General features: G+C 54.2%; 22 protein-coding genes and 1 tRNA gene. 14 read left to right on the top strand and 9 right to left on the bottom strand.

What is annotated here, in order from left to right; all coding sequences use genetic code 11:
• Window positions 1-3: 3 nt before the first annotated feature.
• Window positions 4-753 carry a maleate cis-trans isomerase family protein gene (locus tag EBB79_RS20595; RefSeq protein ID WP_127750687.1) on the top strand — a complete coding sequence of 250 codons (750 nt, stop codon included), beginning with the start codon at window positions 4-6 and terminating at the stop codon, window positions 751-753.
• Window positions 754-813: 60 nt separating this feature from the next.
• On the opposite strand, the gene EBB79_RS20590 is transcribed toward EBB79_RS20595, so the two are convergent.
• From EBB79_RS20590 to EBB79_RS20575, 4 genes are all read right to left on the bottom strand, one after another.
• Window positions 814-889: transfer RNA gene (locus tag EBB79_RS20590), tRNA-Thr, on the bottom strand.
• 115 nt (window positions 890-1,004) lie between these two features.
• The gene (locus EBB79_RS20585) at window positions 1,005-2,483 is read right to left on the bottom strand and encodes a heme biosynthesis protein HemY (RefSeq protein WP_127750686.1); all 1,479 of its coding nucleotides are present in this window, start codon (window positions 2,481-2,483) and stop codon (window positions 1,005-1,007) included.
• 10 nt (window positions 2,484-2,493) lie between these two features.
• On the bottom strand, window positions 2,494-3,795 hold the full coding sequence (locus tag EBB79_RS24635; protein WP_177627839.1) for a COG4223 family protein: 1,302 nt from the start codon (window positions 3,793-3,795) through the stop codon (window positions 2,494-2,496).
• Window positions 3,796-3,832: 37 nt separating this feature from the next.
• Window positions 3,833-4,561 carry a uroporphyrinogen-III synthase gene (locus EBB79_RS20575; protein ID WP_127750685.1) on the bottom strand — a complete coding sequence of 243 codons (729 nt, stop codon included), beginning with the start codon at window positions 4,559-4,561 and terminating at the stop codon, window positions 3,833-3,835.
• A 73-nt stretch (window positions 4,562-4,634) separates the two neighbouring features.
• On the opposite strand from EBB79_RS20575, the gene tsaD reads away from it, so the two are divergent.
• From tsaD to EBB79_RS20555, 4 genes are read left to right on the top strand one after another with little or no spacing between them, the layout of a single operon-like run.
• Entirely contained in the window at window positions 4,635-5,732 is a 1,098-nt protein-coding gene (gene tsaD / locus EBB79_RS20570; RefSeq protein WP_127750684.1) for a tRNA (adenosine(37)-N6)-threonylcarbamoyltransferase complex transferase subunit TsaD, read from the top strand.
• On the top strand, window positions 5,729-6,691 hold the full coding sequence (locus EBB79_RS20565; protein ID WP_127750683.1) for an NAD(P)H-dependent glycerol-3-phosphate dehydrogenase: 963 nt from the start codon (window positions 5,729-5,731) through the stop codon (window positions 6,689-6,691). The genes tsaD and EBB79_RS20565 overlap by 4 nt, the downstream gene beginning before the upstream one ends.
• Window position 6,692: 1 nt before the next feature.
• The gene (locus tag EBB79_RS20560) at window positions 6,693-6,965 is read left to right on the top strand and encodes a YciI family protein (RefSeq protein ID WP_127750682.1); all 273 of its coding nucleotides are present in this window, start codon (window positions 6,693-6,695) and stop codon (window positions 6,963-6,965) included.
• Window positions 6,965-7,387: an EVE domain-containing protein gene (locus tag EBB79_RS20555; protein ID WP_127750681.1), complete on the top strand. Its 423-nt coding sequence runs from the start codon at window positions 6,965-6,967 to the stop codon at window positions 7,385-7,387. Before EBB79_RS20560 ends, EBB79_RS20555 begins: the two co-directional genes overlap by 1 nt.
• A 270-nt stretch (window positions 7,388-7,657) precedes the next feature.
• Here the strand turns inward: EBB79_RS20555 and EBB79_RS20550 are convergent, their stop codons facing one another.
• A complete protein-coding gene (locus tag EBB79_RS20550; RefSeq protein ID WP_127750680.1) occupies window positions 7,658-7,999 on the bottom strand; it encodes a DUF2853 family protein in 342 nt (113 codons plus the stop codon).
• A 235-nt stretch (window positions 8,000-8,234) separates the two neighbouring features.
• Between EBB79_RS20550 and trpB the strand changes: the two genes are divergently transcribed.
• Window positions 8,235-9,440, top strand: a complete 1,206-nt coding sequence (trpB, locus tag EBB79_RS20545; protein WP_127750679.1) for a tryptophan synthase subunit beta — start codon at window positions 8,235-8,237, stop codon at window positions 9,438-9,440.
• A 95-nt stretch (window positions 9,441-9,535) separates the two neighbouring features.
• On the opposite strand, the gene ahcY is transcribed toward trpB, so the two are convergent.
• Complete coding sequence (gene ahcY, locus EBB79_RS20540; RefSeq protein ID WP_127750678.1) at window positions 9,536-10,927, bottom strand: adenosylhomocysteinase; 1,392 nt, start codon at window positions 10,925-10,927, stop codon at window positions 9,536-9,538.
• Window positions 10,928-11,035: 108 nt separating this feature from the next.
• Window positions 11,036-11,350 carry a hypothetical protein gene (locus tag EBB79_RS20535; protein ID WP_127750677.1) on the bottom strand — a complete coding sequence of 105 codons (315 nt, stop codon included), beginning with the start codon at window positions 11,348-11,350 and terminating at the stop codon, window positions 11,036-11,038.
• A gap of 211 nt (window positions 11,351-11,561) precedes the next feature.
• Here EBB79_RS20535 and EBB79_RS20530 point away from each other — a divergent pair, with 211 nt between their 5' ends.
• Window positions 11,562-12,155: an HD domain-containing protein gene (locus EBB79_RS20530; RefSeq protein WP_127750676.1), complete on the top strand. Its 594-nt coding sequence runs from the start codon at window positions 11,562-11,564 to the stop codon at window positions 12,153-12,155.
• 53 nt (window positions 12,156-12,208) lie between these two features.
• Here the strand turns inward: EBB79_RS20530 and EBB79_RS20525 are convergent, their stop codons facing one another.
• Window positions 12,209-12,763 carry an ActR/PrrA/RegA family redox response regulator transcription factor gene (locus tag EBB79_RS20525; protein ID WP_127750675.1) on the bottom strand — a complete coding sequence of 185 codons (555 nt, stop codon included), beginning with the start codon at window positions 12,761-12,763 and terminating at the stop codon, window positions 12,209-12,211.
• 74 nt (window positions 12,764-12,837) lie between these two features.
• On the bottom strand, window positions 12,838-13,458 hold the full coding sequence (locus EBB79_RS20520) for an SCO family protein (RefSeq protein ID WP_127750674.1): 621 nt from the start codon (window positions 13,456-13,458) through the stop codon (window positions 12,838-12,840).
• Window positions 13,459-13,550: 92 nt separating this feature from the next.
• Between EBB79_RS20520 and regB the strand changes: the two genes are divergently transcribed.
• The 7 genes from regB to addA all read left to right on the top strand — a co-directional run bounded on the left by regB (window position 13,551) and on the right by addA (window position 25,083).
• The gene (gene regB, locus EBB79_RS20515; protein ID WP_127750673.1) at window positions 13,551-14,948 is read left to right on the top strand and encodes a sensor histidine kinase RegB; all 1,398 of its coding nucleotides are present in this window, start codon (window positions 13,551-13,553) and stop codon (window positions 14,946-14,948) included.
• An 88-nt stretch (window positions 14,949-15,036) separates the two neighbouring features.
• The gene (locus tag EBB79_RS20510; protein WP_127750672.1) at window positions 15,037-16,587 is read left to right on the top strand and encodes a PAS-domain containing protein; all 1,551 of its coding nucleotides are present in this window, start codon (window positions 15,037-15,039) and stop codon (window positions 16,585-16,587) included.
• Between the two features lie 48 nt (window positions 16,588-16,635).
• A complete protein-coding gene (tsaE, locus tag EBB79_RS20505; RefSeq protein ID WP_127750671.1) occupies window positions 16,636-17,115 on the top strand; it encodes a tRNA (adenosine(37)-N6)-threonylcarbamoyltransferase complex ATPase subunit type 1 TsaE in 480 nt (159 codons plus the stop codon).
• The gene (locus EBB79_RS20500) at window positions 17,108-18,109 is read left to right on the top strand and encodes an aminoglycoside phosphotransferase family protein (protein ID WP_127750670.1); all 1,002 of its coding nucleotides are present in this window, start codon (window positions 17,108-17,110) and stop codon (window positions 18,107-18,109) included. The genes tsaE and EBB79_RS20500 overlap by 8 nt, the downstream gene beginning before the upstream one ends.
• The gene (locus tag EBB79_RS20495; RefSeq protein ID WP_127750669.1) at window positions 18,109-18,801 is read left to right on the top strand and encodes a nucleotidyltransferase family protein; all 693 of its coding nucleotides are present in this window, start codon (window positions 18,109-18,111) and stop codon (window positions 18,799-18,801) included. Before EBB79_RS20500 ends, EBB79_RS20495 begins: the two co-directional genes overlap by 1 nt.
• Complete coding sequence (gene addB, locus EBB79_RS20490; protein ID WP_177627836.1) at window positions 18,791-21,730, top strand: double-strand break repair protein AddB; 2,940 nt, start codon at window positions 18,791-18,793, stop codon at window positions 21,728-21,730. The genes EBB79_RS20495 and addB overlap by 11 nt, the downstream gene beginning before the upstream one ends.
• A complete protein-coding gene (addA, locus tag EBB79_RS20485; RefSeq protein WP_127750668.1) occupies window positions 21,727-25,083 on the top strand; it encodes a double-strand break repair helicase AddA in 3,357 nt (1,118 codons plus the stop codon). Before addB ends, addA begins: the two co-directional genes overlap by 4 nt.
• The last annotated feature ends 24 nt before the right edge of the window (window positions 25,084-25,107 follow it).

The raw sequence follows: 25,107 nt of genomic DNA, 5'->3' as shown, positions 1-25,107 counted from the left end.
GGAATGAAACTGGATTTTGAAACCGACGCCGGTATCGGCACACGTGCAACCCTTGGCACCATCGTTTTGTCGACTGACGAAACATTAGAGCCCGAGTTTGCCCGAATGACCGCATTAGACGGTGTCGCGCTATACCACAGTCGCATTCCCATGGTTGCCGAAATTAACACTGACACTCTGCAACAAATGGAACATGACCTGCCAGCTTCAGCCCAGCTGTTGCCAACGTCGCTTGATTTCGACGTAATTGGTTATGGCTGTACTTCTGCGGCAACTGTGATCGGTCAGGCAGGTGTCGCCCGCGCTATCAATTCAGTTTTTCCGCAGGCCAAGGTTACCGACCCGCTCACCGCCATCATCGCGGCAGCAAATGCGCTTGGGGCCAAGCGACTGGGGTTTATCACTCCGTATATACCCGACGTCTCATCGCGAATGCGGCACAAGCTAGAGGAAGCCGGATTCGAGATCGTTGCTTTTGGCTCTTTTGAGGAATCCGACGACCGGGTGGTGGCACGGATATCTCCAACTTCGATCGCAACCGCCATCGATCAGGTTTCAGCACAGGCCGACTGTGATGCCATTGTTGTGGCCTGCACCAATCTGCGGTGTCTGAATGTTATCGGCAAATCCGAGAACCGGAACCGTACACGGGTGATTACAAGCAATCAGGCACTGGCTTGGCATATGCTACGTCTTGCCGGGGTGGCTGATCCGCAGACTGGGTTCGGCAAGCTGTATGAGACGACCCTCTAGGCCGAAAGTTCATCAGTAATCAATTTGTCTGCTGATGTCCTACGCCCTCATTTCGCAGGATGGTGCCCCAAGACGGATTCGAACCGCCGACCTACTATTTACGAAACAGTTGCTCTACCGGCTGAGCTATTGGGGCATTCCGGACGACCCTCTAAACACTCGTAAGCTTCAGATCAAGCCGGGAAAAGGCGATTATTTTGACCAGCGGCGCCCCTGGGAATACCAGTTGCGCCGCCGATTAGAATGCGTGCCTATTTGGCCTCATTTTCAGCCATGACAGCGTCTACAGGTTCAGCCTCGGTCATCACCACTTCGACGTCTTCGATGTCATCCTCAGCGGCTTGGGGTTCTGGCAGTGTCCCAACAATCAGCGGCAACATGCGCGCACCAGTTGCACTGGCGACTTCGTCCGCCTCCGGAGCTGTCCAGGATAATGTGTCAAAGCTAGAGCAATGCTCGCAAACCGGCGCCCATTCAGCGTGGATATGATGGCAATTTTCGCACACCCATTGCGGGCCGCGCGGCGCAGTCAGCGCGCGCGCCAACCAGCCCTGAACCACCGCGTCCGAAGATCCCTCACCACGTTCAATGGCCGCCATCAAGGTCAGGGCACGCGCATCCGGCGCTTTCTCAAACACATCGCCCAGCATCCGGCGCGCCTCGGGGTAGTCCTCGGCCACGATCAAAAGCTCAGCCATCACCAACCGGGTTTCAGCATGGTGCGGTTGCAGCTTGGCAAGTTGACCAAACCGTTTCACACGCTGCTGGGCTGTTTCCTCGGGTTCAATACTGGCAAAGGCATGGGCAAGATCTGGATGTGGTTGGACACCCCAGGATTTTTTCAGAATCTGCGCCGCATTTCGCTTTTTACCCTTTGCAATATAGGCTTTTGCCGCCAAAGCAGCAGCGGGGACAAGATCAGGTGACAGACGATTGGCCTCAATCGCTTGCTCTTGTTGCTGCACCGAAGCACCTTCATCAACGAGGGCGCCAGCGGCCGATAAGGCCAAAACCGCATCCCTGCGTTTGAACACATTGCGCGGCAATGTCCCAGTCTTCAGTTTGGTCGATAAGGTCCCGCGTGCACCGGCCCAATCCTGTGCCTGCGCTTGCAATTTCAGCAGTGTATCCTGCACCTCTTCATGCTTGGGACGCAGCGCAAGTGCCTTTTCAGCCAGTTTGAGGGCTGTTTCCGTGTCACCTTCGGACAGCTTTTGTTTCATGATACCACGCACCCCGACAAAGCGGGTAGACTGGTTGGCAACCATCCGTTTGTAAACTTCGGCCGCCTTTTTGGTATCACCCGTCATTTCAGCAGCTTGTGCGATTAGCAGATCGGTCAACTCTGGTTTCTGAAGGTATTTCTCGGCCCGGGCAGCTTTGGCCTGGGCCAACCGTCCTTCGCCCGAGGCCAACGCCATGAGGCCATCAGACAGTGCCTGATATCCTTTACGCTCGCGGCCTTTGTCAAAGTAACGCGACAGTGCCGTTTCATCCCCGTTGAGGAATTTCAGCGTCGCCACCAACAAAGATACCAACTTTAGGAACACCCAGACCAGTACCACCAAAGCGACCATAGCAATGACGGATTGCAGCGCGCCCAGGGTGAATTCGGTGCCCGCGACGGTAATTTGCACACCGCCAGCGGTTTCCATCAAAAGGCCCGCCCCAAAGGCCAGCAACGCGATGAGGGCAACAAAAACGAGAATTTTCAACAATGACCAGAGCATGGTAGCTCCCTTAATTGGCGTTCAGGCTATGGGCCAGGGCATCGGCAGCAGCGACGGCGGCCTGGCGTGTTTTGGCGGCTGTTTCCCAATCCATCAGGACAGCTCGGGCAGTTTCGGGTAAGGCTTGGATTTCAGCCAAGGCATCATCCAACTGGCCGAGGGCAATGGCAGCCTCGGCACGGGACAAAATGGCATCCGGATCGTCGCCATCACGCGGCGTGACAGAACGCGCACCGAGGTAACGTTGGGCATAGGCCAGCAAGCCTCCACTGCCCGCGCTTTCCTCGCGGACGGCGGCAAGCGCGGAACGGGCGGCGGGCACGAAATCGCTGGTCAAAGATGTCAGTGTCGCAACACCCAAATCAGCGGAAGCCGCCAATTCTGCCGGGATCGAAACACCAAGCCCCGCAAGTTCACTTAACACCGAATTATATGCCGTTCCCGCATCCAGACCAGATCGCAACCGGGCCACCATGGTCTGCGCGCTGGCGATACGCACTGCCTCGGCACTGGCGGCATCCAGCGCTTGCGCCTCGGCCACCATTTTCTGCACTTCCTCGCGCTGGGTAATCAAACTGCTCTGCAACTTGGCCAGTTCGGCTTCATAAGCTGCCACTGCAGCTGGAGAGGCGGCATCGGTTATCGGTCGTTTTTCCAACTCCAACAACCGTTTTCCAAAGGCATCCAACTGCGGCTCAAATTGAGCAACACGGTCAAGAACTGGACCCATCTGTGATGTTACTTTTTGCAGCTCAGTCGCAAAATGGGCTTCAATCGCAGACAGGTCCGGCGTTTTATTCGCCTCAACTTGCAGTCTCAAACCAGCCAAAATTTCCCTTATCTCAGACTGACCCAGTTCCAGCTCAGTCAAATCAACCGGAGGTGCTGACTGCAATGTTGCCGGCAAAACAGAATTCAACCACTGGCCTTGGCCTGCAACAAACCCAATTGATGCCGCAACAACGCCACCCACAAACGCCATGCCAAAACTGCCACGCTTTACAGTGACACGTTCGACTTCCTTTTCCGGGAGAGATGTAACCAATTCCGGCGCAGGATCAGCGGTCTCGGTCTCGGTCTCGGTCTCGGTCTCGGTCTCGGTCTCGGTCTCGGTCTCGGTCTCGGTCTCGGTCTCGGTCTCGGAACTATGAATGTCGTCCAGCTCAACTGCGTCAACAGTTGCAGACACAATGTCTTCAGTTTCACTAATGGTGGAGGGATCTAAAGTGTCGGCCTGTAACGGCTCGATGTTGGGGCTGCCCTCAGTCACCAGATCAGAATTCTTTTTGTCAGCCACTTCGGCTACCCCCATCGATTCTCAAATTTCTTATATTCGAACCAGTCCGACACTACTGCGCTGACCTATCGCTCTCAACCCGGATCAATGTTGCCGCGACGTCTTGAACCAACAGCGCCATGGACTGTGCATCTGGTTCACTACATATCCGCAAATCCCTATATTTCAAGGACTTCAGTGGCTCTGCAACTGCACCACTCATTGCAATCAGGTGAAATCCTGACCCTATTGGGCAAAGGTCGGCAAATTGTCGCGCAGTACGCGGCGAAAAAATCGGCACGATTACATCCTGGGTTGCAGACAGCGCTGAATTTGCCTCGTCAGTCAGGGTAAGTAGCCGTTGCTCATAAATAATTTTTTCCCGACATGGCAGTCCCGCCTTAGACAATCGCTCGGCAATTTGCCCGCGTGAATGTTGGCCACGCAGATGTACAAGCAACCCGGATGGGCGACGCTGCAAAAGATCCGCCACAACGTCATCCGCCGTATTGCCACACATTTGGGCTTGCCATCCCGCGTCCTCGGCAATCTGCCTGGTGTGTCGACCCAGACAATAGGCCGTTCTACCGTCGCGATCAGGGATACTGGCAGTCGCGGACACACCATTAGCAGAGGTGAATATCACCGCCTCGTCCTTCAGCAGAGTGACATCTTGACCTACAGGTTGCACTGACATCAGTGGTGCATAGATAATTTGCAGTTTGGCAGTCAATGTTGCAGGCAACATCGCGACAAACCGCCGTGCCGCGTTTTGCGGACGTGTCATCAACAGGACTGCCATGCCACTCTCCCGGGATTGTTTGCCATTCCCTTAGGTGGTAGCTCCGAGGTCACTGTGATGCAACGGCAAGACGATGACACAAACACTGACAATTCTTGGGCTCGAGAGCAGCTGTGATGACACTGCGGCGGCAGTGGTCCGGCAAAATGGCGACAACTTACCGGATATTTTATCCTCGGTTGTCTTTGGCCAAAATGAATTGCACAGCGCCTATGGTGGCGTCGTGCCGGAAATCGCCGCCCGTGCCCATGCCGAAAAACTGGACGTGTGCGTGCGCGACGCATTGACGGGGTCTGGTCTGGCTTTGGCTGATCTGGATGCAATTGCCGTCACTGCCGGACCAGGTCTGATTGGTGGAGTGATGTCGGGGGTGATGTGTGCCAAAGGTATTGCGGCCGCGACCGGTCTGCCTCTGGTCGGGGTCAACCATCTGGCAGGCCACGCGTTAACGCCAAGACTGACTGACGCGATTGCCTACCCCTATCTCATGCTTTTGGTTTCAGGCGGACACTGCCAATACCTTATCGCCCGCGGCCCCGAGGACTTTACCCGATTGGGTGGCACCATCGATGATGCCCCAGGTGAAGCCTTTGACAAAACTGCACGTTTGCTTGGACTACCACAACCTGGTGGGCCAGCCGTGCAGGCCGAGGCGGAAATAGGAAACGCAAAACGGTTTAGGTTTCCTCGCCCCATGCTGGACCGACCTGATTGCAATCTTTCCTTCTCTGGGTTGAAAACGGCGCTGATGCGTATGCGGGATCAGGTTGCGGCTGAAAAAGGTGGTTTGACCCGTCAGGATCGGGCTGATCTATGCGCAGGGTTTCAGGCCGCTGTGGTGGATGTTCTGGTCGAGAAAACACGCCGCGCCATTCGCCTGTACCTTGAAGAAAATCCCGCCATACCCACCGTTGCAGTGGCTGGCGGTGTGGCAGCAAATACCGCCATACGGGCTGGATTAGAGACTGCTTGCGCAGAAATGGGTGCCGTGTTCACAGCTCCTCCGCTGCATCTGTGTACTGATAACGCCGCAATGATCGCCTATGCAGGACTAGAGCGATTTAGGGCCGGTGCGCGTGATGGAATGGACCTTACCGCCCGACCGCGCTGGCCGTTGGACCAAACCAGCCCCGCTATGTTGGGCAGTGGCCGCAAAGGAGCCAAGGCATGAGCGTATCGGTTCTTGGATCAGGCGCATTTGGCACCGCTTTGGCGATATCTCTGTCTGGCAATGGTCCTGTAACCTTGTGGACGCGAAATCCGGACCATGCAAAAGCAATGCAGTCCGACCGCGAAAATATGAAACGATTGCCCGGAGTGCCATTGCCAGACGGCCTGTCAGTCACAGACAGTATTACAGATGCAGCGCAAAATCAGACACTATTGCTGGCCGTTCCGATGCAAAAGCTCCGGTCCGTCCTGAACGAACATTGCGAATTTCTGGCTGGCAAAACTGTCGTTGCCTGCTGCAAAGGTATTGAGCTGAATACCGGTCTTGGCCCTATTGCGGTCCTGCGCGAAGCCCTGCCCAGCGCGCAACCCGCCCTGCTGACCGGTCCCAGTTTTGCCGATGATATTGCCCGGGGACTTCCCACCGCTTTGACACTGGCTTGCAACAACGCCCCGCTTGGCAAAGACTTGCAGCAACAGTTGACGACCACAAACCTGCGACTTTATCGAACCACCGACACCATTGGTGCCGAGCAAGGTGGCGCATTGAAAAATGTGATGGCCATTGCTTGTGGTGCCGTGATCGGAGCCGGGCTTGGCGACAGTGCGCGCGCGGCGTTGATGACACGAGGCTATGCCGAAATGCAGCGCATGGCCATTGCCTGCGGTGCACAGCCTGAAACGCTGGCCGGGCTGTCCGGGTTTGGCGATCTGACACTGACCTGCAGTTCAAACCTGTCGCGCAACTATCGGCTAGGCCTGTCGATTGGTCGTGGGGAAACGTTTGATCCCACTATAACGGTCGAAGGAGCTGCCACTGCGCGGGCTGCTGCCGCAAAGGCCGATGACATGAAAATCGACATGCCGATCACCCAAACGGTAACCAATTTGGTCAGTCAGCGCTTGACGATTGCCGATGCAGTGGCTCAATTATTAGCAAGACCATTAAAAGAGGAATAAAATGTTAATTGCTTTGATTGCCCGCGACAGGCCCGGCGCCCTTCAGACCCGGCTCGACAATCGCACAGCGCATCTTGCCTATATTGAAGACACTGGTGCAGTAGCTCAGGCTGGTCCGCTGCTGGACCAAGAAGGCAATATGGTCGGGTCGCTTGTCATTCTAGATGTCGAAGACATGGCTGCAGGACAGGCTTGGGCAGACAGTGACCCCTATGCAAAGGCCGACTTATTCGAGACCGTTGACTTGATCACCTGGAAAAAGGTCATTGGCTAATGGCATATTGGCTGTTCAAATCCGAACCATCAACCTGGAGCTGGGATGACCAGGTGGCCAAGGGGGCCGAAGGTGAGGAGTGGGACGGTGTGCGCAATTATCAGGCGCGCAACTTCATGCGTCAGATGGAAATCGGGGATCGCGGTTTCTTTTACCACTCGCAAAAAGAAAAATCGGTGGTCGGAATTGTCGAGATTTGTGCCGAGGCGCATCCTGATAGCACGATTGATGATGACCGCTGGGAATGTGTGGATATCAAGGCAGTGCGCGGATTTGCGCAACCGGTGGCACTAGACCAGATCAAAGCAGATCCCAGGCTTGAAGACATGATCTTGGTTCGCAATTCACGGCTCTCGGTACAACCGGTCACCGAAAGTGAATGGCGCATAGTCTGTGCTCTGGGTAAAACCGAGGCGGACTGATCCGGCATAAATGATTCAGTCGAAGCTGACTAAATACCGCTTAGAAAATATGAAAAAGGGAAGGTCCGATTGCTCAGGACCTTCCCTCTCACCCCGCGTGCTCCCAAGCCACCACACGCGTATGAAAATTTCTGGTTCCTGGCCATCCTGACCGTAAAACCTTGATACCCAAGCCAGGGGTTTTCCGCAATTCAATTGCCCGAACAATACCGTTCAAATGCAATACGCCTACCACAAGGGCAGGCGCAGTTTTCTATTGGTCGCAAATAATCAGCCGTAGACTGATTCTTTCCCAAAGTGTTTGGTCAGCATGTAATAAACGACCGCACGATACTTGTTGCGCTCTGATTTTCCGTAGATCTCAACGACCGCATTGATCCCCGCCATCAGCTCAGGTCCGTCTGCCAGGCCCAATTTTTTCACTAGAAAATTCTCTTTTACGGTTTCAAGTTCACTCTCTTGGCTTGACGCTACAGTTGATGCATCCGCGTTGTAAATCGCTGGACCACAGCCAATGGTGACCTTGGTCAGCAGATCCATATCCGGCTCCATACCGCATTTGTTTTTCAGATCATCCGCATACTGCACAATCAAATCGTCTCTTTTACCCATGGTTTTGGTTCCAGTTGAATTGTTGAAAATTGAACTTGGGAAACTCCCAATATGACTAAACCTATCGGCATAGTTTTGTTTAACAAAGGGAAAATTCTAACAGGGTTCCCCAACAAAGGGGATCGCGGCCTACCTTACCGGGTTGTCTCATTCCATAGCATGCGCTCTTTTCACCTATTGAGTGAACGGCGCAGAATTCGTCAACTCAGAGAGTAAAACAAAGAAGGGGAGACGGATGTCTTCATATTTAAAAACAACGCCCAATAGCGAGGGCTTTTTTGGTGAGTATGGTGGAGCACAACTGCCACCACCACTAGAACCACATTTCACGGAGATCCGCGAAACCTATGAGAAGATTTCGAAATTATCCGACTTCATTCGGGACCTTCGCTACATTCGCAAACATTTTCAGGGTCGCCCAACGCCGGTAAGCCATTTGAAGAACTTATCAAATCTGACCGGAGGTGCGCAGATCTATGCCAAACGCGAGGACCTGAACCACACTGGTGCGCATAAGCTGAACCACTGCATGGGCGAGGGCCTTCTGGCCAAATTCATGGGCAAGAAGAAACTCATGGCCGAAACTGGCGCCGGCCAACATGGTGTCGCCCTTGCCACCGCTGCCGCCTATTTCGGTATGGACTGCGAAATCCACATGGGCGAGATCGACATCGCCAAGGAAGCGCCAAACGTGACCCGGATGAAGCTATTAGGCGCCAAAGTGGTTCCCGTCGGTTTTGGCGGGCGGTCCTTAAAAGAGGCCGTCGACAGCTGCTTTGAAAGCTATATGTCGCAAGCAGACAAAGCTCTGTTTGCGATTGGTTCAGTTGTGGGCCCTCACCCGTTTCCAATGATTGTCCGTGACTTTCAACATGTTATCGGTATCGAAGCCCGCGAACAGTTTTTGGATATGACCGGAGATCTTCCCGATATTGTTGCCGCCTGTGTTGGCGGTGGATCTAATGCCATGGGCATTTTTTCAGGCTTTATCGACGATGCTAATGTTGCGCTATATGGGGTTGAACCGATGGGCACCTCGTCCAAGCTGGGTGAACATGCGGCGACTATCGCCTTTGGTGAAGACGGCGACATTCACGGGTTCCGCACAATGGTTCTGAAAGATGCCAATGGCGATCCTGCGCCTGTGCACACTGTGGCATCAGGATTGGATTACCCGGGCATAGGTCCAGAACACGCGCATCTCTATCGTACCGGGAAGGCCAACTATACCTCGGCCAATGACAGGGAATCGTTGAACGCCTTTTACGCTATGTCACGTCATGAAGGCATTATTCCTGCACTGGAAAGCGCCCATGCGTTAGCCTTTGCCATTCGCGCGGCACCAAAAAACCCAGGCAAATCCATCCTGATCAACTTGTCTGGCCGCGGTGACAAGGACATTGATTACGTGACGGAAACTTTTGGTTTCGGCGAGGATTGAACCCAGCCGGCCCATACAACAAAACAGCCGGTCAAAGGATTGACCGGCTGTTTCCATTAATACGCTGCCTTCACGGCACAGCTAAAGGGTACCCCTTAGTAGCGGTAGTGCTCGGGCTTGAACGGGCCTTCGGCGGAAACGCCGATGTAAGACGCCTGCTCATCGCTAAGCGTGCTCAACTTAACGCCAATCCGGTCCAGGTGCAGACGCGCGACCTTTTCATCCAGATGCTTAGGCAAAATATAAACTTCGTTTTTGTAGTTATCACCGCGGATCCACAGCTCAATCTGCGCCAGAACCTGGTTGGTGAACGATGCTGACATCACAAACGACGGATGGCCAGTGGCGTTGCCAAGGTTCAGCAAACGGCCTTCGGACAGCAGGATCAGACGGCTACCCGAGGGCATCTCGATCATGTCGACCTGGTCTTTGATGTTGGTCCACTTATGGTTTTTCAGGTTTGCGACCTGAATTTCATTATCAAAGTGGCCAATGTTACCAACAATCGCCATGTCCTTCATCTCGCGCATATGCTCGATACGGATCACGTCTTTGTTGCCGGTTGTTGTGATGAAAATGTCAGCGCTGTCGACGACATCTTCCAGAACGACCACTTCGAAACCGTCCATAGCAGCCTGCAATGCGCAGATCGGGTCGACCTCGGTGACTTTAACGCGGGCACCGGCCCCCTGCAGCGAAGCAGCGCAGCCTTTGCCTACATCGCCGTAACCGCAAACCACGGCAACCTTACCGGCCATCATGGTGTCGGTGGCACGACGAATGCCGTCAACCAGCGATTCTTTACAGCCGTATTTGTTGTCAAATTTCGACTTGGTAACCGAGTCGTTCACATTGATTGCCGGAAAAGGCAACTGGCCATTCTTCTGCAGCTCATACAGGCGATGCACACCTGTTGTGGTCTCTTCCGAGACGCCCAGTATGTCTTCACGGGTTTTGGTGAACCAGCCAGGGCTTGCCGCCATGCGCTTTTTGATCTGCGCAAAGATGGCTTCTTCTTCTTCTGAAGTTGGAACTTCGATCAGATCAGTCTCGCCGGCCTCAACACGGGCTCCCAGCAGAACATAAAGCGTAGCATCGCCACCATCATCAAGGATCAGGTTGGCACCTTCTGGGAACATAAATGACTTGTCTAGATAGTCCCAATGCTCGACCAGTGTCTGGCCCTTAACAGCAAAAACCGGAGTGCCGCTTGCTGCGATCGCTGCCGCTGCATGGTCCTGTGTCGAGAAAATGTTACACGACGCCCAACGCACATCCGCACCCAGGTCCACCAGGGTTTCGATCAAAACGGCTGTCTGGATCGTCATATGCAACGAACCAACGATCCGTGCGCCCTTCAACGGTTTTTCTTCGCCATATTCCGCACGCAAGGACATCAAGCCCGGCATTTCAGTCTCGGCGATGTCTAGTTCTTTGCGGCCAAACTCGGCCAGCGCGATATCCTTGACAAAGTAATCTTCGGCCATCGTCGTCTCCAATCCGATTTCTGATAAGTCAGAGAGGCCCTAACATTGCAATGGTTGACAAGCAACGAAGATGCCCGGATTGAGCGTCGGATTTCACGTCTGGGCTGGTTAACTGGCCGAGCCTTTTGGCTTTTTATTCGGACCGATGCCAAAGTAGTCGGTTCCAACGGCCACGATACAGCTGATCCCGTTTGGTTGGGTCATTAGCACTGTAAAGGTCCCAGTTTCTTCTGAGGACCAGATTTCCACTACAGAATTCTTGGACGGGGCCGTTTGCAAGCCGCCTGAGGTCAATTGTTCGGAATATTGGCTTTCTAACTGGTGGATCACGTCGCCGCGATCTCCACAGGTAGCGGACAAGGCCGGCGGTGCTGTTGCAGCCATTCCAAAGATAATCGAAATCCCTAATAATCGCTTGAACATAACATTCTCCTTTTCAGTTCAAGTTCACCATTCAAAAGGGGTTCCAGGCGCGTGCCTCGGCTCCCTTCTGTGTATCTAATATTAGTATTTTCACCCTGTTTTTCAAAGCACGCGGCTTCAACATGCTGTTTCCAATACGTGATACTGATGTAAAAACGGGATGCATCTTAGGGATTTCGAACTTAAGAATGTCCCAAAAAGGAACGTCAATATGGCCACTCCCCCACGCGCCTGGCAACGGATGCTTTCAGGGCGACGACTGGATCTTTTGGATCCTACTCCGGTTGATATCGAGATCGATGATATTGCCCATGGATTGGCATTTGTGGCGCGCTGGAACGGTCAGACAATAGGGGAGTTTGCCTATTCAGTGGCGGAACATTCGCTACTTGTTGAAACACTGTACGGCCGCATCAACCCCAAAGCGCCAGTAAAATGGCGATTGGCTGCCTTGCTGCATGACGCACCGGAATATGTGATCGGAGACATGATTTCACCGGTCAAAGCTGCGATTGGTCCATCATATGGGGAATTGGACGCGCGCTTGACCGCCGCTATTCATCTTAGATTTGGACTACCGGCTGCACTGCCTGTCACTGTAAAAAAGCAGATCAAAAAAGCAGACCACATTAGCGCCTGGATGGAAGCTGTTCAAATCGCTGGTTTCTCGGTGCAAGAGGCCAACAAACTCTTTGGCAGGCCCAGCGAAGAGCTGATTGGTGACCTGAAAATTCAGCTGAGACCACCCGTCGAAGTTCGTAAATTGTTTGTCGAACGCTTTGCCGAACTTTTGGCTTTGCAATAAAATACCACCGTGTATTGGCCCGGAAAGCCGAGCCATTCACCCTTAATAAGAGCCTATTTCGGGCTCCGCTTAGCCAAAATGCGCTGTAACGTACGACGATGCATATTCAATCGACGCGCTGTTTCTGACACGTTGCGATCACAAAGCTCATACACTCTTTGAATGTGTTCCCAACGGACCCGGTCAGCACTCATAGGGTTTTCTGGCGGCGGTGGTAACGCATCCGCATGCGCCAGCAGTGCATTTGTAACATCCGTGGCATCAGCTGGTTTGCTCAGATAATCAGTGGCGCCAATTTTCACTGCTGCCACGGCCGTGGCGATGGCACCGTAGCCTGTCAGCACAACCACCCGACTATCTGGGCGTTTCTCTCGCAGGACTTCAACCACGTCCAGACCGTTCCCGTCTTCAAGCCGCAAATCAACAACCGCATAGGCCGGCGGGCGCGCTGTTGCGACAGCGCGTCCTGCCGCTACAGATCCGGCAGTTTCAACTTCGAATCCACGTTTTTCCATGGCTTTGGCCAGGCGGCGCAAAAATGGTTCGTCGTCGTCAACCAGCAACAATGTCTTGTCAGGTCCAATCTCCTGCGGAGCAGTTTCGGCCATGGTCAGTCCTTTGTGCCAGATTGAGGTGGTAGCTAAGCAAGAATATTACCGGGCGGGCGAGAAACGTCAAACAGCTACATTTTGTCCAGAAAACAACCGATCTGATCGGCCATCTCTTCGGGCTCTACATCGCGGCGGAAAAACTCGACAAAACCCTGCTCGGGCAGCACGAGGTAGGAAAAGGTCGAGTGATCAACAAGATAAAACTCATCATCACCTGTTTGCGCCTGGAAATACGTCTTATACGCCCGGCTGGCCGCTTTTACCTGATCCAAAGATCCCGTCAGTCCAATCATTCGCTCATGAAGGTTTTCAGCAAATTCACCAACCACTTCAGGAGTATCTCGTGTTGGGTCGATTGAAATGAAAACCGGAGTCACGCTTTGACCGCGTTCCGCCAACACATCAATCGCATCAGCATTGCGGGCGGTATCCATCGGACAAACATCGGGGCAGAACGTATACCCGAAATACACCAGCGACGGCTCGGTGATCACATCTTTGTCAGTAACAGTCTCTCCCTTGGCGTTCACCAGTTCAAATGGTCCACCAATCTGTGCTGCACCACCGGCAATCTGACTGCTGCGGCATTGAGCAAACTGATCTGCCTCTGCGCCGCGTTGGGTCATAACCCAAACACCACCCACCAGGGCAGCAACAGAAACAGAGGCAAGAATGGCGTATAAACGGTTCATAAGATCACACCTTGAATGATACGTGATATGTTGATCGTGTTGGTGCCAGACCTATCAAGAATTACAGCCGATGCAACCGGAGCTGAACAAACGTGACTGAGACAAATATTGGCCTGATGAGCGGACAAGAACGCAGCCACTGGATCCGGTTGCGCACCTTGATTCTGCTGCGATGGATCGCCATCGGGGGGCAGATCTCTGCCATTGCCGTCGCCCAGGGTTTTTACAACCTCCAGCTAAATCTGGGCCTGTGCTATTTTGCAATTGGTGTTTCAATCGTTGGAAACCTGGTGGCAATGTTCGTCTTTCCCGAGAACAAACGCCTGTCAGAGTTTGAGAACTTTTTGACTGTCCTGTTCGACCTGATGCAGCTCTCTTTTCTGCTGTACCTCACCGGCGGGTTGAACAATCCGTTTGCAATTCTGGTACTGGGCCCGGTTACGATATCCGCCAACATGATGCGGCTGCGTTCTACCCTGATTATCGGCGGCACTGCTATTATCTTAGTGACGCTAATGGCCGAATTCCACGTACCGTTACGTACTGCTCAAGGCTTCGTTCTGCGAATTCCGGATGTTTTTGTCTTTGGCAACTGGACTGCCATTATCATCGCCGTCTTGTTTTTGGGCGCCTACTCGTACCGGATCAGTTCAGAAATGCGCTCCATGTCTGATGCTTTGGCGGCAACTCAACTGGCCCTGTCTCGTGAACAGAAATTGACCGACCTGGGCGGTGTAATTGCGGCGGCCGCGCACGAATTAGGCACCCCACTGGCCACTATTAAACTGGCCAGTGCAGAATTGATTGAAGAGTTGGAAGACCGTCCCGATCTGTGTGTCGATGCTGCGCTGATTCGCGAGCAGGCCGACCGCTGCCGCGATATTCTTCGGGATATGGGGCGGGCAGGCAAAGATGACCTACATCTGCGCCAGGCGCCTCTTTCCACCGTGGTTCATGAAGCTGCTGAGCCACATATGCATCGCGGAAAGTTTATTCATTTTGAAGAGGGCCCGGACGAAGGTGGGGGCTTTCAGCAACCAACCGTCCTGCGTAAACCAGAAATCATCCATGGGTTACGAAATCTTGTCCAGAATGCCGTGGATTATTCCCGCGCCAATGTCTGGGTTGAATCGTCATGGACCGACGATGACATCACTCTGCGTATCTATGATGATGGCGCTGGCTACCCCTCGCAGATGCTAGGGCGGATTGGCGATCCCTTTGTTCGGCAAGGCCGCGTCGACAGTGATCGCAAAACACGCCCCGAGTATGAAGGTATGGGGCTTGGGCTCTTCATTGCCAAAACTCTACTGGAGCGTACTGGGGCAAAATTGCATTTTGCCAATGGCTCTGATCCATCGCAATCTATTAGCATTCACTCCGACAGGCAGGGCGCTGTTGTCGAAGTGTACTGGCCCCGGCAGAAGATCGATGCAATAGAAGGCGAAAATGCGGTCCCATTAGGCCGGAACCAACCGATAGAAATTTAACTATTCATCTTTTGGCAACCAGTTAAACATCAATTAACTATTATTGAGGCAAGATAAGGTAAATATCATCTAAACTAGGCAGGATAACATGCAAAACATCGTCTCCATGGAATGGCTTGTTTTGGCGACTTTATGTGCAGCCACTGCAGCAGTTGCTGTTTGGTGGCTCTCTCCTACCTCTGGGCATCAAAGTCTGGAGCAAGATCTGCTATCTGGTGATGACCGGGCAGACGCCGTTTTTCTGTTTGATGATTCTAACTTGATCGGCTGGTCCACAGGGGCACGTAAGTTCATTGGCGACCGGGCTGAAGGGTTCAGTTGGGCCACCCTGCGGGATCAATTGTCACGTAGCTATCCGGGCCTGCCCCAGTCACCAGGCTTTTTAAAAGATGTCGGACCACTTGTACTGTCCGGAACTGCGACTGCCGAATCTCACGAAGCGCATTGTGAATGGATCGACGGTATCACCCGTGTTCAATTGCGCCGCAGTGCATCCGTGGCGAAGGACAAGTCCCTTGACCAAGAGTTGACCACTCTGCGTGCCGCTGTGCATCAGGCACCCTATCCGGTCTGGCTTCAATCCGAAGATGACGAAGTGACCTGGTCCAACTTGGCCTATGATAATCTGAGCCAGAAATTACGCGGACGTAATGTAGATTTCGCCGATCCGCTGTTTGCTGACCTGTCCGAACCAATGGCCAGCGGCAAAGCAGAGCGGATCTCTATCCCACTGCCCGACAGTAATAAAAAACTGTGGTACAATATCTCAACCACCGAAACCGAGGCTGGTTGGCTAAGTCACGCGGTCGACATCAACGCGGTGGTCGACGCCGAAGTCGCCCAGCGGAACTTTGTTCAGACACTGGCAAAAACCTTTGCTCAGCTGTCCATCGGCCTGGCCATTTTCGACCGTAATCGCCAGTTGGTTCTGTTTAACCCAGTGCTGATTGACCTTACCGCACTGCCCGCCAACTTTCTCAGCTCGCGGCCAAATTTGCTTAGCTTCTTTGACCGCCTTCGCGATCAACGGATGATGCCCGAGCCGAAAAACTACACCAGCTGGCGCCACCAAATGGCCGACCTTCTCGAAGCTGCAGCTGAAGGCCGGTATCAGGAAACTTGGTCTTTGCCTTCGGGTTCAGTCTATTCGGTAAGCGGTCGTCCGCACCCTGACGGGGCCGTTGCCTTCCTGTTCGAAGACATTACTGCCGAAATCACCCTGACTCGTCAGTTCCGCTCGGAGCTGGAAATGGGCCAATCGATCATGGACCAAATGGACGAGGCCATTGCAGTGTTCGCAAATGACGGCACCATGACGTTTTCTAACAAAGCCTACCATGATTTGTGGCAGATGGACCCTGAAGCCAGTTTTGCCAAGGTATCGGTGGTTGATGCATGCCGTGTCTGGCAGGACATGTGCGCCGCAACCCCCACTTGGGGCGAGTTGCGCGACTTTGTAAACGGCCACGAAAACCGCGACCCGTGGTGGACACACGTCCAGCTGCGCAGCGGTGATCCTATGATCTGTAAGGTTTCTCCGGTGCAGAACGGTGCAACAATGGTGACATTCCGCACGCCGGGCCCGTCTATCGCTCCGAAGGAACAGGAACGCTTTGCGATCACGCACCAAGACGGCTAAGACGCGAACCAGCTTGCAGCCTTTAACGTGCGGGGCCATTGTGGCCAAATGACACTTTGCCATGCGACCCGTACTCTTTCCTCTCCGCAGGACACCGCCGATCTGGCCACTCGCATCGCCGAGGCTCTTAGCCCCGGCGATTGCCTTTTGTTGGAAGGCCCTATTGGCGCTGGCAAAACCCATTTCTCCCGGCACCTGATCCAATCATTGTTGCCAGTAGCCGAAGACGTCCCGTCACCTACGTTCACTTTGGTGCAAACTTATGACGTGCCCACCGGCGAATTATGGCACGCAGACCTGTACCGGCTGTCATCATTGGATGAAATTGAAGAACTGGGTCTGGTCGACGCCTTTGACACCGCGATCTGCCTGATCGAATGGCCCGATCGAATGGCCGAACTCACACCCATGCATGCACTGAAATTGCGTCTTGCTCTGGACGCCGATCACGCAGATACCCGCCATCTGACGTTCACTTGGAATGATGAAAAGTGGCACCCGCTGATGGATCGGATAGCCAATGACTGATCGAAAAAACCTGGCCACTGCATTTATTAATACAACCGATTGGGCCAATGGCACGCGGGTTGATCTGGCGGGGGATGCCTCGGATCGCAAATACGAGCGAGTGTTTGCGCCGATCACAGAACTGCCCGCAGTTCTGATGGATGCTCCACCGGGTCAGGCTGAGGATGTCGCAACTTTTGTCTTCATCACAAACCACCTGCGTGATCTGGGGTTAAGCGCGCCGGAAATTTTGGCCGAAGATACCGAACATGGTTTTTTGTTGATCGAAGACCTTGGTGACGATCTGTATGCACGTATCCTTCGTAGCGATCCATCGCTGGAAATACCACTGTATAAGGCCGCCACGGATGTTCTGGTAAAGCTGCACTCAGCGCCAATGCCCAAGCTGGAAACCATGGGCCCGCGTGTGATGGCACACTTGGATGACATTGCATTCACCCATTACAGTGGCGGTATTCTTAGTGCCCACGACACCGATCCGGCAGCCCGATTTGTGGATCGATTCGAAGAAATTCTACGTGCCACAGTTCAGGGAGATCCAGTCCTGGTTCAACGTGATTACCATGCCGAAAACCTGTTATGGCTACCGGATCGCAGCGGTGTTGCCCGGGTTGGTTTATTGGATTATCAGGCCGCTCTTGCCGGCCATCGTGCTTATGATCTTGTGTCGCTTCTCCAAGATGCCCGCCGAGACGTTCCCGCCGACATAGAGTCTCAAATGATTGATCACTATATCGCCAACACCAACGTCGACAGCCAAGGATTTCGAACTGCCTATACCGTATTGGGCGTGCAGCGAAACCTGCGCATCTTGGGGGTGTTTGCCCGTCTGTCTAGTGACTACGGTAAACCGCAATATGTTGATCTAATCCCCCGAGTTTGGGCACATATGATCCGCGGCTTGGATCACCCAGCGCTGGCGCCGGTGGCGGACATAATCCGCAACTCCATGCCACAGCCAACGCCCGAAAACCTGGATAAGCTGAGACCGTGATGCAAACCCACCCCTCGTCTGTGATGCTGTTTGCCGCCGGCTTTGGCACCCGAATGAAGACTTTGACCCGTGACTGTCCTAAGCCAATGATCAAGGTAGCCGGTCGATCGCTCATCGATTACGCGCTGGATCTGGCACGTGAGCTTTCACCAGACCGTATTGTCGCCAATCTGCATTACAAGCCTGAGCAGCTGCAGGCACATCTTGAACCACAAGGGGTGCTGCTAAGTCATGAAACGCCCGAGATTCTGGACACCGGCGGAGGCTTGCGGCAGGCTATTCATTTGCTAGGCAATGGTCCGGTTTTCACCATGAACACCGATGTGATTTGGGCCGGTCCAAACCCGCTGGAACTGGCACGCGACGCTTGGGACCCAGACATCATGGACGCATTGCTGGTTTGTGTGCCGCTGGCCCGCGCAATGGGACGCAAGGGCGCCGGCGATTTCACTGCCGACCCCCAAGGTCGCATCAGCCGCGGTGGTGATCTGGTTTATGGCGGCGTGCAAATCGTAAAAACCTCTGGCCTGCAAACTATTGAGAAGAACACCTTTTCACTGAATGAACTTTGGAACCAGATGCATGACGCGAACCGTCTATTTGCGCTGCAATACCCTGGCCACTGGTGCGATGTTGGCTACCCAGAAGGTATCGAAATCGCCGAAAGCCTGTTGAAATCATATGATGTTTAAACCTTCAGATACGCCCCGCATATTTGCCTTGCCATGCGGAACCGATTTCCCTCGTGCACTTGTCGACGGGCTGATCCAACGCAGCAATGACCAGCCGCCCGAAGCGCTGGCCAAGGTTGAGCTGATCGTCAACACCAAACGTATGGCTCGACGGATCCGCAGCCTGTTTGACGCCGGCCCAACTTTACTGCTCCCACGAATATCGCTGTTAGGCGACATATCAAGTCGAGTCGCATTGCACGGATTGCCACCTGCTTTGCCGCGTCTTCGACGGCGACTGCTATTGTCGCAACTGGTAGCCAAACTTCTAGAAGCAGACCCCAGCCTGGCAGCGCGGTCATCTCTGTATGATCTTTCAGACAGCCTGGCTGCCTTGTTTGATGAAATGCAGGGCGAAGGTGTCACAACCGATACCATTCGTAACCTCGATGTCTCGGATATGTCAGACCACTGGGCGCGTGCGCAGAAATTTATCGACATTGCTGATGAGTTCACGGATAGCCAAGACGGAACGATCGAAGTTGAGGCTCGCCAGCGTCAGATGGTGTTAAACCAAATTGACACGTGGCAAGAAAACCCACCGCAACATCCGGTAATTTTAGCGGGCTCAACCGGATCACGCGGGACAACATTGTTGCTAATGCAAGCCATCGCGCGCCTACCACAAGGTGCGGTGGTCCTGCCCGGCTTTGACTTCGATCTTCCCTCTCAGGTCTGGGTTGGTCTCGACGATCCACTTATATCAGAAGATCACCCACAATTTCGATTTCACAAGCTGATGACAGGTCTGGACCTGGCTCCGGATGACATAAATCCCTGGTGTGACAATGCACCACCGGCCCCTGCACGCAATCAACTTGTTTCCCTGTCTCTGCGCCCTGCCCCAGTAACCGACGCCTGGATGACCGAAGGTCCCAAATTGATGGATTTGGACAAGGCGACAGAAAATGTAACCCTGATTGAGGCCCCAAATCCACGTGGTGAAGCATTGGCCATCGCATTGCGACTGCGACAAGCGGCCGAGGACGGGCAAACGGCGGCGCTGATCACCCCGGATCGAATGTTAAGCCGTCGGGTTTCGGCAACTCTTGACCGGTGGAACATTCTACCAGACGACAGCGCTGGCCAGCCATTGCAACTGTCACCACCGGGCCGGTTTCTGCGTCATGTGGCTGAATTATTTTGCAAGGAATTGGCCGGAGACAGTCTTCTAACCTTGTTAAAACATCCACTGGCTCATACCGGGAATAACAGAGGCCCACACAAGAGATTTCTTCAAGAAATGGAACTTTCTCTAAGAGAGAATGGGCCGCCTTTCCCAGACAAAGAGTCTATTCTTTCTTTCGAACTCAGCAAGGAATCTGAGGGTTTCGTTGAATGGCGACATTGGGTATCTAAGCTTTTTTCAGATCAGGTTACTGAGGATAACCTTCCGCTGTCAGAATGGGTTTCCCGTCTATTAATTCTGTCCGAGGCTATTGCTGGCGGCAGTCAAGCCGATGGTTCCGGCATCCTTTGGGATAAAAAGGCCGGTGAAAAAGCTCATAAGGTCATGCAAGAACTGGAAGCCGAGGCCCAGCATGGCGGCGACATGACCGCCCGCGACTTTGCTGACTTACTGGGGGCGCTACTGTCGCAAGGCGAAGTCCGCGACCGGGACGCTCCGCATGGAAAGATCATGATCTGGGGTACGCTCGAGGCCCGCGTTCAAGGCGCCGACCTGGTGATTTTGGGCGGGCTAAATGAAGGCAGTTGGCCCGAGGCCGCCACGCCCGATCCCTGGCTAAACCGTCAATTGCGCAATCAGGCCGGATTACTGCTGCCTGAACGCCGGATCGGGTTGTCCGCACATGATTTTCAACAAGCCATCGCCGCGCCTGAAGTTTGGATAAGCCGCGCCATTCGGTCTGACGATTCCGACACTGTTGCCTCTCGTTGGCTAAACCGGTTGTGCAATCTTCTGGATGGGTTACCCGAGCAAAACGGGCCGGATCTTTTACAAGCCATGCGGGATCGCGGCCAAAAATGGCTCGACTGGGCCGTCGCGCTTGAAAAACCGACAAAAACAAGCCCTGCCCTGCGCCCGTCACCACGGCCGCCGGTGTCTGCCCGCCCGCGTCGGCTTACCATTACAGAAATCCCTCGATTGATCCGCGATCCCTACGCGATTTATGCCAAACATGTGTTGCGCTTAAGAGTTCTAAACCCGCTGGTTCGCGTCCCCGATGCCCTGTTGCGTGGCATCGTGGTGCACGAGGTGTTCGAGCATTTCATCAAGGAAACGCTGGATGACCCCAGCCTGCTAACCCGCGACCATCTACTGCAAAAATCGCGTGACTTGCTGGAACAGCACGTGCCCTGGCCGGTGGCGCGTTGCCTGTGGTTGTCCCGCGTGAACCGGATTGCCGGAGATTTCATTCAGGCTGAACAGACCCGCCGTTTAACCTCGCACCCGATAGCGTTTGAAGCCAAAGGTGAGGCCCGGTTAGACCCGCTTGATTTTACCATCGCCTGCCGCGCCGATCGCATAGACGAGGATGACCGCGGATTTCTGCACCTTTACGACTACAAAACCGGTGCTCCGCCGTCAGAGACGCAACAGTTGAAGTTCGAAAAACAATTACTGATCGAGGCCGCAATGGCCGAACAGGGTGCGTTTGAAGACATCGGTCCCAGAGAAGTCTCCCGAGCCATGTTCATCGGGTTGGGTACCGCAATGAAGGAAATTCGCGCACCAATTGACAAAGATCCGCCTGCCAAGGTTTGGGAGAACCTCCGCGAGCTGATCAGCGCCTATTTTGAGCCTAACCAGGGCTTTTCAAGCCGCCGCATGCTGCATTTGGATACTGAATTGGGCGACTATGATCATCTTGCGCGGTTCGGCGAATGGGACCGAAGTGCGACACCAGAACCCGAGGATCTGACATGAGCAAGCGCGATGCCGCATCCGAAGCGCAATACCGCGCAGCCCGTCCGGATGCTTCGACTTGGCTGGCCGCCAATGCGGGTTCTGGCAAAACCAAGGTGCTGACCGACCGGGTGGCGCGACTGCTGCTGCGTGGGGTTCAACCACAGCATATCCTGTGCCTGACCTATACCAAGGCCGCCGCCAGCGAGATGCAGAACCGTCTGTTCAAACGTCTTGGCGAATGGGCCATGTTGGAGGATGCGCCTCTGATTAAGGCCCTGACTGAACTTGGTGCCGAAGATGCCATTTCGCCCGAAGGGCTATCGCAAGCGCGCACTCTATTTGCCCGCGCACTTGAGACCCCGGGCGGGCTAAAGATTCAAACCATCCACTCGTTCTGCTCGTCCTTATTGCGTCGCTTCCCGCTAGAGGCCGGCGTCAGTCCACAGTTTTCGGAAATGGAGGATCGCGCTGCGACCCTATTGCGGGCAGAAATCGCCGAGGATTTTGCCAAGGGCGACCAAGCGCATTTAGTCGAGGCGCTGGCGCGACACGTCACCGACAGCGATTTTGACACACTGACCACCGCTATTAGTCATCGCCGGGCCGGTTTCGAAACGCCGACAGATTGGGAAGACCTGCTGCAGCTGTTTGGTCTGCCTGACGGGTTCGACGAAACCGCGCTGAATGCCTTGGCTTTCCTTGGTGGCGAAGAAGACCTGATACATCGCACCCGCGAGATGCTTGTCAGCGGCGGTACCAATGATCAAAAGGCGGCGCAAAAACTGGCTGCGATCACTCAACCCTCCCTTTCAGACCTTCCAGTATTGGAAAGTGTATTCTTGACGGGGGCTGGCGCCAAAGAGCCGTTCACGGCCAAAGTTGGGTCTTTCCCCACCAAGAAATTACGAGATTCCCACGCCTCGTTGATGGACCAGCTGGAACCCCTGATGTTGCGGGTTGAGGATTCCCGCGCCAAGCGGTTAGGCCTTGTGGCAGCGCGCAAATCACACGACCTGCACCAGTTCGCCACCGCGTTTGTACCAGAATACAATCGCCGCAAACAATTGCGTGGTTGGCTGGATTTTGACGATCTGATCCTGAAGGCCCGGCAACTTCTGAACGATCCGGCTGTCGCTGCCTGGGTGTTGTACCGGCTGGACGGTGGGATCGACCATATTCTGGTCGACGAGGCGCAAGACACCAGTCCGGTTCAATGGGATGTAATCGAAAAGCTGGCACAAGAGTTCACCTCGGGCGAGGGCGCACGATCAGATGTCGAGCGCACGATTTTTGTGGTTGGTGATAAAAAGCAGTCAATTTATTCATTCCAAGGCGCCGATCCGGATGCCTTTGACCGTATGCGAGCCGAGTTCGGCAACCGCTTGCGTGACACCGGGGCCGAGCTACAAGACGCCTCGCTCGATTTCTCGTTCCGCTCGTCGGCGGCTATCTTAGGGCTTGTTGATCTGGTCTTTCAGGACCTCCCCCGCGCCGGGTTCCATAAGGAATCGCTGCATCGGGCCTTTAAATCCGACCTTCCAGGGCGGGTTGATCTGTGGCCGATCGTGGAAAAGGTCGATGATAAGGATGAACGCGACTGGACCGACCCGGTCGACCGGCCCGGAGCCCGCCATCACAATGTCATTCTGGCTGAGCGCATTGCACAATCGATAAAACAGATGATCGACGATGGCACCACCATCCCCGAAGATGGCCCAATCCGTGGAACATTTGTGCGTCGCCCGGTCCATGCCGGTGATTTTCTGATTTTGGTGCAACGACGCTCGGATTTATTTTCCGAAATCATCCGCGCCTGTAAGGCCGCCCGCCTGCCCATCGCCGGCGCCGACCGGCTAAAGGTTGGGGCTGAACTGGCGGTCAAGGACCTGGCGGCGTTGCTTTCTTTCCTTGCCACGCCCGAGGATTCTCTCTCGCTGGCCTCTGCGTTAAAGTCGCCCATTTTTGGCTGGTCAGAACAAATGCTGTTCAACCTGGCCCATCGCCGAACGTCAAAATACCTGTGGACAGCCTTACGTGATCGCGCGGCGGATTTCCCGGAAACGATGGAGATCATTGACGATCTTCGCAATCAGACCGATTTTCTGCGCCCCTTTGACCTGATTGAGCGCATTTTGACTCGGCACAGCGGCCGCCAAAACCTCCTGGGCCGGCTTGGCCCCGAAGCCGAAGACGGTATCAACGCCCTGTTGTCGCAGGCATTGGCCTATGAGCGCACGGATATTCCCAGCTTGACCGGGTTTCTGGTTTGGATGCAGACAGATGATCTGGAGATCAAACGGCAGATGGGCGCGGCTGGTGAGATGATCCGGGTAATGTCAGTGCATGGTTCCAAGGGGTTGGAATCACCCATTGTGATCCTGCCCGACACGGCCAAGCGACAGGCCCCTCGGGATAATGAAATTATGCTGGCCGATAATACGCCTATTTGGAAAGTTCCCACTGCCCAAATGCCAGCAACAATGCTCGCCTCGAAAGAGGCCGCGCAAGAGAAACAGCAGAATGAAAGGTTGCGCCTATTATATGTTGCGCTGACACGTGCCGAGAAATGGCTGATTGTAGCTGCTGCCGGCGATCTCTCGAAAGAGGGTGATAGCTGGTACCAAATGGTACAAACATCTTTGGATGACGCCGGGGCGGTGACACTGGACACTGCAGGTGGTCCTGGATTGCGGCTACAGCATGGTGACTGGGATGGCTTAGACTTCAAACCGCATGAGGTAGTCAAACGCGAAAGAGCTGTTCTTCCAAAAGTATTTTCAATTCCCGCAGCCCCTTATCAGCCACCGGCACCCACACTTAGCCCATCAGATCTGGGCGGAGCCAAGGCCCTTCCCGGGGATCAGGGACTGGACGAGGAGCAGGCCAAGGCCCGTGGATCGCGTTTACATCTATTGCTGGAACATCTCCCGGCGGTGCCAGTCGAAAACCGAGCGCAAGTTGCCCAAAACCTGTTGCCAGACGCCGATGATCGCGATGAACTGCTGGCAGAGGCGACAACGGTGATCCGAAACCCTGAAATGACCGCGGTCTTTGCCTCTGACACCCTGGCCGAGGTCACGATAACGGCCCAGCTGAATAGCGAACGCTTACACGGGATTATTGACCGTCTGATTGTGACACCTGAAAAAGTGATTGCCGTAGATTTCAAATCGAATGCCACCGTTCCAACCTTGCCTGCGCAATGCCCCGAAGGTGTGCTGCGCCAAATGGGCGCCTATGCCCATGCCCTAACGCAAATATATCCCGACCGTCAGGTTGAAACCGCTATTATATGGACCCGTACCGCGACCCTGATGCCGCTACCACACGATCTTGTGTCAGACGCGTTAATGCGACGTCTGATACCTTGACGATCTGCCAACCCATTCCTAGGT

The sequence above is a fragment of the Parasedimentitalea marina genome, from assembly GCF_004006175.1.
GTDB lineage: Bacteria > Pseudomonadota > Alphaproteobacteria > Rhodobacterales > Rhodobacteraceae > Parasedimentitalea > Parasedimentitalea marina.
The sequence above is the reverse complement of the archived record's forward strand: the minus strand, read 5'-3'. Positions and strand labels throughout refer to the sequence as shown.

What these genes read in the sequence shown, in the direction of transcription:
- EBB79_RS20500 (WP_127750670.1), top strand. Translation starts at nt 17,108, where the DNA reads ATGACTGATCGAAAAAACCTGGCCACTGCATTTATTAATACAACCGAT.
- tsaD (WP_127750684.1), top strand. Translation starts at nt 4,635, where the DNA reads ATGACACAAACACTGACAATTCTTGGGCTCGAGAGCAGCTGTGATGAC.
- EBB79_RS20535 (WP_127750677.1), bottom strand. Translation starts at nt 11,350, where the DNA reads ATGTTCAAGCGATTATTAGGGATTTCGATTATCTTTGGAATGGCTGCA.
- EBB79_RS20565 (WP_127750683.1), top strand. Translation starts at nt 5,729, where the DNA reads ATGAGCGTATCGGTTCTTGGATCAGGCGCATTTGGCACCGCTTTGGCG.
- EBB79_RS20520 (WP_127750674.1), bottom strand. Translation starts at nt 13,458, where the DNA reads ATGAACCGTTTATACGCCATTCTTGCCTCTGTTTCTGTTGCTGCCCTG.
- EBB79_RS20555 (WP_127750681.1), top strand. Translation starts at nt 6,965, where the DNA reads ATGGCATATTGGCTGTTCAAATCCGAACCATCAACCTGGAGCTGGGAT.
- addB (WP_177627836.1), top strand. Translation starts at nt 18,791, where the DNA reads ATGATGTTTAAACCTTCAGATACGCCCCGCATATTTGCCTTGCCATGC.
- addA (WP_127750668.1), top strand. Translation starts at nt 21,727, where the DNA reads ATGAGCAAGCGCGATGCCGCATCCGAAGCGCAATACCGCGCAGCCCGT.
- EBB79_RS20550 (WP_127750680.1), bottom strand. Translation starts at nt 7,999, where the DNA reads ATGGGTAAAAGAGACGATTTGATTGTGCAGTATGCGGATGATCTGAAA.
- ahcY (WP_127750678.1), bottom strand. Translation starts at nt 10,927, where the DNA reads ATGGCCGAAGATTACTTTGTCAAGGATATCGCGCTGGCCGAGTTTGGC.
- EBB79_RS20585 (WP_127750686.1), bottom strand. Translation starts at nt 2,483, where the DNA reads ATGCTCTGGTCATTGTTGAAAATTCTCGTTTTTGTTGCCCTCATCGCG.
- EBB79_RS20575 (WP_127750685.1), bottom strand. Translation starts at nt 4,561, where the DNA reads ATGGCAGTCCTGTTGATGACACGTCCGCAAAACGCGGCACGGCGGTTT.
- tsaE (WP_127750671.1), top strand. Translation starts at nt 16,636, where the DNA reads ATGACACTTTGCCATGCGACCCGTACTCTTTCCTCTCCGCAGGACACC.
- EBB79_RS20510 (WP_127750672.1), top strand. Translation starts at nt 15,037, where the DNA reads ATGCAAAACATCGTCTCCATGGAATGGCTTGTTTTGGCGACTTTATGT.
- EBB79_RS20525 (WP_127750675.1), bottom strand. Translation starts at nt 12,763, where the DNA reads ATGGCCGAAACTGCTCCGCAGGAGATTGGACCTGACAAGACATTGTTG.
- EBB79_RS20595 (WP_127750687.1), top strand. Translation starts at nt 4, where the DNA reads ATGAAACTGGATTTTGAAACCGACGCCGGTATCGGCACACGTGCAACC.
- trpB (WP_127750679.1), top strand. Translation starts at nt 8,235, where the DNA reads ATGTCTTCATATTTAAAAACAACGCCCAATAGCGAGGGCTTTTTTGGT.
- EBB79_RS20495 (WP_127750669.1), top strand. Translation starts at nt 18,109, where the DNA reads ATGCAAACCCACCCCTCGTCTGTGATGCTGTTTGCCGCCGGCTTTGGC.
- EBB79_RS20560 (WP_127750682.1), top strand. Translation starts at nt 6,693, where the DNA reads ATGTTAATTGCTTTGATTGCCCGCGACAGGCCCGGCGCCCTTCAGACC.
- EBB79_RS24635 (WP_177627839.1), bottom strand. Translation starts at nt 3,795, where the DNA reads ATGGGGGTAGCCGAAGTGGCTGACAAAAAGAATTCTGATCTGGTGACT.
- EBB79_RS20530 (WP_127750676.1), top strand. Translation starts at nt 11,562, where the DNA reads ATGGCCACTCCCCCACGCGCCTGGCAACGGATGCTTTCAGGGCGACGA.